Origin of the sequence: Aquiflexum sp. (assembly GCF_041749095.1) — a bacterium.
Taxonomy (GTDB): Bacteria; Bacteroidota; Bacteroidia; order Cytophagales; family Cyclobacteriaceae; genus Aquiflexum.
This window is the reverse complement of the sequence record NZ_JBGTCA010000255.1, coordinates 18,117-28,199: the sequence shown is the minus strand read 5'-3', so window position 1 is coordinate 28,199 and position 10,083 is coordinate 18,117. Positions and strand designations below refer to the sequence as shown.

6 protein-coding genes and 2 tRNA genes are annotated in these 10,083 nt (G+C 41.1%); 4 read left to right on the top strand and 4 right to left on the bottom strand.

Going from position 1 to position 10,083, the window contains the following annotated elements:
* The 4 genes from ACEW8O_RS11930 to ACEW8O_RS11915 form a co-directional block, all read right to left on the bottom strand.
* Nucleotides 1–2,055: molybdopterin cofactor-binding domain-containing protein (locus tag ACEW8O_RS11930; protein ID WP_373494853.1), on the bottom strand; the 2,055-nt coding region annotated here is incomplete at its 3' end.
* 3 nt (nucleotides 2,056–2,058) lie between these two features.
* Entirely contained in the window at nucleotides 2,059–2,532 is a 474-nt protein-coding gene (locus ACEW8O_RS11925; RefSeq protein ID WP_373494852.1) for a (2Fe-2S)-binding protein, read from the bottom strand.
* Between the two features lie 204 nt (nucleotides 2,533–2,736).
* Nucleotides 2,737–2,807 (bottom strand) — tRNA-Cys (locus tag ACEW8O_RS11920).
* A 171-nt stretch (nucleotides 2,808–2,978) separates the two neighbouring features.
* Nucleotides 2,979–3,048, bottom strand: a tRNA-Cys gene (locus ACEW8O_RS11915).
* 739 nt (nucleotides 3,049–3,787) lie between these two features.
* On the opposite strand from ACEW8O_RS11915, the gene ACEW8O_RS11910 reads away from it, so the two are divergent.
* The 4 genes from ACEW8O_RS11910 to ACEW8O_RS11895 are packed head-to-tail and all read left to right on the top strand — an operon-like array spanning nucleotide 3,788 to nucleotide 10,083.
* Nucleotides 3,788–5,044 carry a c-type cytochrome gene (locus tag ACEW8O_RS11910; protein WP_373494851.1) on the top strand — a complete coding sequence of 419 codons (1,257 nt, stop codon included), beginning with the start codon at nucleotides 3,788–3,790 and terminating at the stop codon, nucleotides 5,042–5,044.
* 38 nt (nucleotides 5,045–5,082) lie between these two features.
* Entirely contained in the window at nucleotides 5,083–8,163 is a 3,081-nt protein-coding gene (locus ACEW8O_RS11905) for a TAT-variant-translocated molybdopterin oxidoreductase (protein ID WP_373494850.1), read from the top strand.
* 20 nt (nucleotides 8,164–8,183) lie between these two features.
* Nucleotides 8,184–9,548, top strand: coding sequence for an NrfD/PsrC family molybdoenzyme membrane anchor subunit (gene nrfD / locus ACEW8O_RS11900; RefSeq protein ID WP_373494849.1), 1,365 nt, complete (start codon nucleotides 8,184–8,186; stop codon nucleotides 9,546–9,548).
* A 4-nt stretch (nucleotides 9,549–9,552) separates the two neighbouring features.
* A complete protein-coding gene (locus ACEW8O_RS11895) occupies nucleotides 9,553–10,083 on the top strand; it encodes a DUF3341 domain-containing protein (protein ID WP_373494848.1) in 531 nt (176 codons plus the stop codon).

Sequence of the window (10,083 nt, the reverse complement as noted above, 5' to 3'; positions counted from 1 at the left end):
GTCCTTAAATCTCATGATGGGATAGGAATTCCAATCTTTACCCAAAATTCCATTTTCATCATATTGTACTGATTCCATTAAGGTCCAACTTGCTGATTGGATCATTCCTCCTTCTGTTTGGTTTTTCAAACCATCCGGATTGATGCATTGCCCGGAATCTATCACTCCGGTCATTTTGGTCAGTTTAAATGATTTTTCAGCTTTGTTGATTTCCACCTCAGCCAAAACCGAAAAATAGGAAGCTGAGTTTTTGTATTTTGAAAAAGCAACGCCATAGCCTTTACCTGGATTTTTCTGTTTGGAATCCCACCTGGTTTTTGAGGCCAAAATCTGTAGGACAGCGATGGCGCGGTCATCATTCAGGTTTTTAATTCTAAAGTCAATGGGATCCATTCCTGCCTCAGAGGCCAATTCATCCATAAAGGATTCTAAAGCAAAGATATTCCCATAAGCCCCAAGTCCCCTTAATGCAGAAGTCCGCAAGGGGCCATCATAATTGAACAACTGCAACCTTTTATCAGGTATATTATATAAAGGTGTGGCATTTCGGTAGGACCCTCCTGAAAAGCCTCCCTTTTGAAATTCAAATGGCTTGTTTAAGTGTCTGGCAGAAACATAATGACCCGCCTTTCCATTGGGTCGGGTGCTGTGGGTATCTGACCAGATTTTGGTATCCCATGCGAGAATCTTTCCATTATCATCCATCCCAGCTTCCAACTGAATGGCCATGGCAGAACCATAGGGTTCCCATTGGTTTTCATCCTCCCGCATCCATTGCAGGCGGACTGGTCTCCCGGGATAATGTTTGGCAATCAGTGCCGCTTCTGCTGAAACATCATCTGCACCGTTATGGCCATAGCAGCCTGAACCTGGCATGCCAATACATCGAATTTTTTCTTTTTCCAACCCAAAAAGGTCAGATAGGGAATTTTGGAGGGGATAAACTCCTTGTGTTGGTGACCATACAGTCAAGTTATCTTGATCCCATTTTGCCAAAGCACAGGAAGGACCAGTGGAACCATGCATATGGTAGGGTCTTTGATATTCAGCTTTGACTTTTTTGTATGAGGAATTGATTTTTCCGGAAATACCCGGGCTGTCCTCAACCATTTGGGGTGAATTGGCATTGGTTTTCATATCTGCAAAAAGTGATTCTGACAAAGGTCCCAATTTAGGGCTATCCCATTTGCTGCTTTCTTTTAGCTGCTGCCATGCTTTGACTGCCTGATATTCTCTTTCTGCAATAACTGCTACAAAACTCCCATCTTCGATTACCTTCAAAATCCCTACCTGATCTTTTATTTTTTCAAGATCAATGGAAACAAGCTTTGCTTTATATACCGGAGGGTGGAGAACTCGGGCATGTACCATGTCAGGCAATCTCAGGTCATGGACAAAGTGTGCCTCTCCCTTTACCAATTTTTTGATATCTTCCCTTAGAACTGCTTTTCCTACGTGAACATGGTCTTTATAATCTTTTATTGGAGCTTCTCCGGTTATCTTTTCTTCCAGATATTTCCCTTCCAACAGTTTCCAATAGGATATTTTTCTATCAGGCCCACCCTGAATAACACCATTTTTGACCTGTAAGCCTGTAAGGTCAATACCCCATTTTTCACTTGCCAATTTTAAAAGAACCAGCCTTGCCTCGGCAGCAGCCTGACGGATGGCTTTACCACTTCCTTCTATAGAATTGCTTCCAGCGGTATAGCCTTCATTGGCAGTCTGCCCGGTATCACCGTTGATGATATGACATATTTCCAGGTCAACATCCAATTCCTCAGCAGCTATCTGTATCAGTGCTGTTCGAATCCCCTGTCCCAATTCCTGTTTTCCGGTCAGGACGGTTACATGGCCATCCGCATCCAATCTTATCCAGGAATCGATGAGGTTTCTATCGGTATGGGGTCTTTCAGGAATGCCACCATATTTCATCGATATATCATTTTCTGTTCCTTTTGTTTGACAAAAAGCCAAAGGGAACAGATTGAACCCAATCAGAAGCTGTCCGGAACTTTTGAGAAATGTCCGTCTTTTGGTTTTGGTCAGTTCCATATCTTAAAATTTTGTGGATTTTTGGGAGGCTTTTTTTATGGCAGAAATGAACCGGGTGTGTGTGCCGCAACGGCAAATCACTGGCTGAAGGGCTTCCCTTATTTCATTTTCGCTGGGTTTGGGATTGGACCGCAACAAAGCCAATCCGGCCATCATCATGCCATTGAGGCAATAGCCACACTGGGCTGCCTGTTCCTCAAAAAATGCTTCCTGTAATGGGTGGAGGCCTTTCCCATTGTCCAAACCTTCAATGGTCTCGATTTTTTTCCCTTCAAAGGATTTGCAAGGTTGGATGCATGATGGAACTGCTTCCCCATCCACCAACACCATACAGCTTCCACATTGATGCAGCCCACAACCGAATTTAGGCCCATTGAGACCAAACTCTTCCCTCAACACGTACAAAAGCGGTTCTTCCTCATCTACTTCCACTTGTACTTTCTTTCCATTAAGATCAAATTGGGCTTTTACGGTCATATTACTTTATTACCAGTGAAAAATCAAAATACCTCATATTCACTGAATTTCAAATCCAACAAGTTATAAAGGAGCATTTGAAAGGATAGACGGAAATGAATTGATTAGTAAAGAGAGAGCGAAAAATCAGATTTTTTTAAATACCATTTAAAAACAAATAAACCCCCTTCGCAGAATGCGAAGGGGGTTTATTTGTTTTTATTGAGGTCGCGAGCGGATTCGAACCGCTGTACGAGGTTTTGCAGACCTCTGCCTAGCCACTCGGCCACGCGACCTTTTGAAATCGGTCTGCAAATGTAGGTATATTCATTTTTTAACCAAAAGTAATCTGTCAAATTTTTGGTTCAATAAAAGTCATATCTGCCCATACTGCTCTTAATCAATGACCTATCTTGAAAGCTAATATTTAATGCACAAAAAAAGCGCTTAAGAATGAAGCGCTTTTGAGGTCGGGGGTGGATTTGAACCACCGTTAAGGGTCTTGCGGACCCTCGCCTTACACTCGGCCACCCGACCTTGTTGAATTTATATTTTCAGATCACTATCTTTTACTTTTTAACTATAAATACTTACGAAGATATTGAAATTGTAGTTTAACACCTTAAGCAATTATTCCTTATCCATACATCAATTCCCTAAAACCGGTTATCTGTCAAGGCAGATTGCAACTACCTACTCGATATTTACAATAATAAGGTTCAGACTTATTCTAAACAAACAATAAACTAATAACCTTTTAAACGGTCATCAATAAATTTTAAATGGGAACGTTGGATCTTGGGTGATAATAAGCGTTCTCAATTTTGGGGCCGAAGGTCGGCCTACCTTAGGCTAGGTCAGCTTTGAACAACCGTATGAAGTCTTGCGAAACCTCGGCTAACACTCAACCATTAGGTTTGCAAAGGAACCAAAATTTTCCCTATTTCAAAGAATCCTCATTAATTTTTTAAAAGAAGTGATTGAGTTTTATTAAAATGAAATTCTCTGAAAGACTGAATTATGGTTTGGTTTCAAATGCATAATTTGATTATTCTGAAACTAAACCAAATATTCTTTTATTTATATTGATTCTAAATTGAAAATTGGTAAAACAAAGCCCATTTAATAACTTGTAAAACAATAACTTACAAATAATTGGAAACCATATACAGCATATGGTCATCTATATACTTCAAGTTTGAAAAATAGAATTGGGGTAGTACATTTGCAGTGTTTATCAAAAAACGTGCAATAAACTGTTTAATAAGTAATAAATATGACGATCAAACGCTCATTAATAAGTGTTCCTCTAAGATTAAGCACACTGTTACTGATGTTTCTCCTTTCGATGAGTACACAGGTCTTTGCGGTCGATTCAGATGTTTCTGACAGTGAGGAGTCGATAGCAGCAGGAAAATCAATTTTCAATTCCAACTGTAGAACCTGTCACAGGCTTGACCAAAGGAATGTTGGCCCTGCGCTGAGAGGAGTTACAGAACGGCATTCATTAGAATGGAGTAAGAATTTTATCAGAAATTCGCAGTCCTTGGTTGCTTCAGGAGATCCCGAAGCGCTGGCCATTTACAATGAATACAACCAATTGGCCATGCCTGCGCATGAATTTCTTGCTGATGATGATGTGATGAAATTGTTGTCCTACATTGAATATGGGGACAAAGTAGATCCTGCAGCCGCTGAAGCGGGAGGCGAAGGAGTTCAGGCCGTAGCCGGAGGAGGTATTCCAAATGAATATCTCACAATTATTTTAGTTGTCCTTGTTATAGTTTTATTGTTGATTTTGGTGGTTTTGGGTTTGATCATTTCTATCCTCACCAAATACCTTTCCAGCCAAAATTTAGATGAGGTAGATGAGAAATTTGTTAATCAGAAAACCGACTTCAAAAAAATATTGAAATCTGATATCTTTATTGTGATCATCACCACTTTGGTAATTGCTTTTGTGGCTAAATCAGGTATCGATCAATTGTATACGGTTGGTGTTCAACAGGGTTATGCACCTGCACAGCCCATAGCTTTTTCCCATCAACTTCATGCAGGTCAATACGAAGTTCCTTGTCAGTATTGCCATACCGGAGTTGAAATCGGTAAATCTGCCAATATTCCATCCGCAAATATTTGTATGAACTGCCACGCACATATCCAAAATGTGGGAGGAAAAGAAGGTATTTCCACTGAAATCCAAAAAATATATAATGCAGTGGATAACAACCAACCGATAGAATGGGTAAGAATCCACAATCTTCCTGACTTGGCCTATTTTAATCATGCCCAACACGTAGCTGTGGGTGGTCTTATTTGTCAGACCTGTCATGGTCCCATCGAAGAAATGGAAGTTGTCTATCAGCACAGTTCACTCACCATGGGCTGGTGTATCGACTGCCACAGGCAGACCGACATCAAATCACAAGGCAATGAATATTATGATAAATTGGTCCAACTTCATTCTGAATCAAAAAATGCTTTGAAGGTCAAAGACATTGGTGGTTTGGAATGTGCCAAATGTCATTATTAATTTAAATCAATTCAGAACTTACTTTTCTTGAATATACAATGAAAGAAAATAAAAAGACCTACTGGAAAGGGTTAGAAGAACTAACCAACGATCCTGAGTTTGTCAAAAATGCAGCTAAAGAATTTCCCGAAATGCCATCTTCTCTAAATGGCGAAGAAGGGCCTTCAAGAAGGGACTTCCTAAAATTAATGGGATTCAGTTTAGCAGCAGCGTCTCTGGCTGCCTGCGAGGCTCCGGTCAGAAAAGCCATTCCTTATATTAATAAACCGGTTGATATCAATCCCTCGATACCTAATTATTATGCATCAACATTCTCATCAGGTGGTGACTACGCTTCTGTTGTAGTCAAGACACGTGAGGGCCGACCTATTAAAATCGACGGCAATGAACTTTCCCCTATCAATAAAGGAGGGATAAGTGCAATCGTTGAGGCCTCAGTCCTGACTCTTTATGATAGAGAGAGGTTGGCCGGTCCCCAAATCAATGGAGAGAAGGTGGAATGGTCAGCCCTTGATTCAGATTTGAAGTCCAAATTAGCATCAGCAGGTACTATCAGGATAGTCAGTAATACCATTCTTTCTCCATCCACTCAGCAAGCTTTAGATTTATTGGCCGAAAGGTTTGGTGCTGAAATCGTGACTTATGATCCAATCTCCAATTTTGGAATCAGCAGCGCAGCAAAAATAACTTATGGGGTAGAGGGGCTACCAAGTTACAATTTTGATCAGGCAAGTGTCATCGTAAGTTTTGGCGCTGATTTCTTAGGTACTTGGATTTCGCCGATTGAGTTTGCCAAACAATACAGCAAAGGAAGAAAGATTTCAAAGGAAAAGCCGGTCATGTCCCGTCATTTCCAATTTGAATCTACCCTGTCACTGACAGGTGCCAATGCCGATTATAGGACACCAATAAAACCATCTCAAAGTGGATTGGCGGTATTGTCATTATATAATTCTTTGGCGAAACTTGCTGGCGGACCTACAGTGTCAGCTTCAGCAGTGGAAATTGAACACCTTGACAGAGCATCGAAAGAGCTTTGGGCAAACAGAGGAAAATCTTTGGTTGTTTCAGGATCCAATGATCCCAATGTTCAGATTGTCATCAATGCCATCAATGATTTGCTTCAAAATAATGGCACCACAGTGGATTTTTCCAAGCCGTCTTATTTTAGAAAAGGTGATGATACCAAGATGAACCAATTCGTTTCTGACCTTAATGGCGGAAGAGTTGGCGGAGTGGTTTTCTACAACTGTAATCCGGTTTATGATTTTCCAAGAGGAGCGGAAATAGCAGAAGGAATTTCTAAAGCTAAAGTTTCTGTTGCCACCAATGGCACTAAAGATGAGACAGCTTCTCTGGTTCAATACATTGCTCCGGATCATCATTATCTGGAATCCTGGAATGATTTTAATCCAAGAAATGGAGAGTATAGTTTATCCCAACCTGTAATCTCACCACTTTTTGATACCAGACAGGCTCAGGATTCTTTCTTAACTTGGTCTGATTCACCTAAAATCTATTATGATTTCTTACAGGAAAACTGGGAATCAGATTTATTTGGTACACAGTCTGACATTACCGATTTCCAGGAATTCTGGGACAGATCTCTTTTCAATGGTGTGTTTTCTGTTTCTTCAGAATCTTCATCTGTTACCGGTTCTGCGGATATCTCAGCAGCAGCTTCCGCAGTTGCCAATACATACAAAGCATCCAATGAGGGAGTAGAATTATCTGTTTATACCAAAGTAGGTATAGGTAACGGTACATTCGCAAACAACCCATGGCTACAGGAAATGTCAGACCCCATCTCCAAAGCTACTTGGGATAACTATTTGACTGTTTCCCAAAAATGGGCGCATGAAAATAATCTAAAGATGTCCGAAGGGGCCACCAAAACAGCAAGAGTTACTATTGGGGATAAATCCATAGTGGTTCCTATTTTGGTTCAACCTGGTCAGGCTTACGGCACTGTTGGTCTGGCGTTGGGATATGGTCGTACCAAGGCCGGTAGGGTTGGAAATGGTGTTGGTGTGAATGCCTACGAATTACTGGATAGCTCCAAAGGATTTGTCAATTTCGATCTCACAGAAAATGTAGGAATTGAATTGCTGGCCGATACCTACAAAATTGCCCAAACACAAACTCATGAGACTTACATGGGGAGGGATTTTGTAATCCAAGAGGCTACGCTTGGTGAATACCAGGAAAATCCTTCCGCCGGCAGACATCATCCTAAGATATATTTTGATGGTGATTTTGTGAAGCCTTCCAAAATTTCTTTGTGGAAAGGTCACCAATACAGTCAGCACCATTGGGGCTTGGCTATCGATATGAATTCCTGTATTGGTTGTGGTGCCTGTACAGTTGCCTGCCAAGTAGAGAACAATGTTTCGGTTGTTGGAAAGCAGGAAGTCCTGAACAGAAGGGAAATGGCATGGATCAGAATAGACCGTTATTACAGTTCATCGAAGGAAGCAGAAACCAGCAAAGAAATGGAAGTAGCTGCAGAAAATCCTGAGGTTATTTTCCAACCGATGATGTGTCAGCATTGCAACAATGCACCTTGTGAGACAGTTTGTCCGGTTGCTGCAACCACACACTCTTCAGAAGGTCTGAATCAAATGACATATAACAGATGTATCGGAACAAGATATTGTGCCAACAACTGTCCATATAAAGTAAGAAGGTTCAACTGGTTCAAATACCATGACAACAAAGATTTTGCAGCGGTCAACGTGGCGCAGAATGATGACATGGGCAAAATGGTCCTGAACCCTGATGTCACTGTAAGAGCAAGGGGAGTGATTGAAAAATGCTCCATGTGTGTGCAAAGGATCCAATCCGGTAAGCTTACAGCGAAAAGAGAAAACAGAAAAGTTCAGGATGGTGAAATCAACGTGGCCTGTGCCGTTGCTTGTCCTACAGATGCCATCGTATTCGGAGACATGAACGACTCTAACAGCAATATCACCAAGATGCTCAAAATTCAGGAAGAAACTATTTCTGCTTTGAAAGAAGTCAATGAAGAAAGGGCTTACCATGTGATCGAATATCTCAATGTGAGTCCGAATGTATGGTACTTCACCAAAATCAGAAATAAGGATAAATCAGAAGCGTAAATAAAATAATTTTATAAGATATGCAGGTTACTTCATCCGTACGCGATCCGCTGATTACCGGCGGTAAAACCTTAAAAGACGTCACCCATGACATCTCCAGACAAGTGGAGGGTAAGCCAAGTATGCTTTGGTTGCTCGCTTTCCTTATTTCAGTCGGAGCATTGTCACTTGGATTCATTGCCTTGGCCGCAACTCTTTGGGAAGGCATTGGAATGTGGGGATTGAATAAAACAGTTGGTTGGGCTTGGGATATCACCAATTTCGTATGGTGGGTTGGTATTGGTCACGCCGGAACATTGATTTCAGCTGTACTTTTACTGTTCAGGCAAAAGTGGAGAATGGCGATTAACAGAGCAGCAGAAGCGATGACTATTTTTGCGGTTATCTGTGCTGCCATGTTCCCGATTATCCACATGGGACGTCCTTGGTTGGGTGCTTATTGGGCATTGCCCTTACCAAATACCTTTGGTTCATTGTGGGTAAACTTCAACTCACCCTTGTTATGGGATGTTTTTGCGATTTCTACCTATTTTGCTGTTTCACTGGTTTTCTGGTATGTCAGCTTAGTTCCGGATTTCGCCACCATTAGAGACCGAGCAACAGGAATCAGGAAAACCATCTACGGTGCATTGGCGCTTGGTTGGGATGGTGCTGCTAAAACCTGGAGCCGATTTGAAACAGTAGCATTGATTTTGGCAGGTTTGGCTACCCCTCTTGTACTATCTGTCCATACGATTGTATCCTTTGACTTTGCTACATCGGTTATTCCGGGATGGCATACTACAATCTTTCCTCCTTACTTTGTTGCGGGAGCGATATTCTCAGGATTTGCCATGGTATTGACTTTGATGATCGTTACGAGAAAAGTATTTCACCTGGAGGACTATATTACAATAGGACATATAGAATTGATGAATATTGTAATCATCATCACGGGTTCAATAGTAGGTATTGCCTATATCACCGAGTTCTTTATGGCCTGGTATTCCGGTGTAGCTGCTGAGCAATATGCTTTCTTGAACAGGATGTTTGGGCCATACTGGTGGGCCTATTGGACCATGATGACATGTAACGTGATTTCACCACAGCTTTTCTGGTTCAAAAAAATCAGAACGTCCATAGTAGCTACCTTTATCCTTTCATTGGTAGTGAATATCGGTATGTGGTTTGAAAGATTTGTCATCATCGTGACATCCCTTCATAGAGATTTCCTTCCGTCATCTTGGGTTATGTTCTATCCTACTTGGGCTGACGTAGGTGTTTATCTGTTCACTTTTGGATTGTTCTTTACCCTGTTCTTTCTGTTTGCGAAGTTCTTCCCGGTAATCAATATGTTTGAAGTAAAATCAATTTTAAAATCATCCTCCAGAAAAATAAAAAATTAAAAACATGGAAAGAGATAAGAATTTTATCCTCGGTGTCTATGAAGATGAGGATGTACTGATGGATGCAGTGAGCAAGATCAGAAAATCCGGAATCAAGATTCATGAAGTTTATTCACCTTTTCCTGTCCATGGATTAGATGAGGCACTTGGCTACAACAGAAGTAGATTACCTATTGCAGCATTTATTTTTGGGCTGCTTGGTACTATACTGGCCCTGACCATGCAGTTTTATATGATGAGATTTGATTGGCCAATGATTATCGGCGGAAAAGACTTTGCTGCGTTCCCGTCTTTTATTCCTGTCACATTTGAAATGACGGTATTGTTGTCTGCTTTCGGAATGGTGGGCGTGTTTTTGATTTCAAGTAATCTGAAACCCTGGGGACAACCTAAGATTTTCGATCTTAGAATTACTGATGATAAGCATGTGATAGCGATCGATCTTGCAGTTAATGCAAATTTCGGAGAGGAAAAGTTAAGAGATGTACTTAAGTCCGCTGAAGCATCTGAGATTAATAAAAAAAGTTTCGAATAG